Raw genomic sequence first — 323 nt, 5'->3', positions numbered from 1 at the left:
CGGCATCAATGGTAATGACCTGGCCGTTAGACAGCGTCACGGTGACCGGGGCGTGAGCTTCGTTGCTCAAGGTCGCGGTGTAAGTGATCTGACCGCCTTCGGTGATTGCGGTATCGGTGGTCGACAGCGTTACCGTGGTGGTGTCGATCGAATCCGAAATGACGGTGGTTGGCGGATTGGTGTTGTCCGGAACCAGCTTCTCGAAGTTGCCGCCAGTGGCCGTGCTGATGGTGGTGCTAACGGTGGAACCGTTGTTGTAGACGTCATTGACCGGAGTCTGGAAAACCACAGTGCCAGTGGTTTTTCCCGCGTCGATAGTGATC

At 57.0% G+C, this 323-nt stretch carries 1 protein-coding gene; it reads right to left on the bottom strand.

Going from position 1 to position 323, the window contains the following annotated elements:
- Positions 1-323: immunoglobulin-like domain-containing protein (locus K0H47_RS31425; protein WP_257626667.1), on the bottom strand; the 323-nt coding region annotated here is incomplete at both ends.

This window comes from Pseudomonas sp. Xaverov 83 (assembly GCF_019352905.1).
Lineage (GTDB): Bacteria > Pseudomonadota > Gammaproteobacteria > Pseudomonadales > Pseudomonadaceae > Aquipseudomonas > Aquipseudomonas yamanorum.
This window is presented reverse-complemented; position numbering and strand designations above follow the sequence as displayed.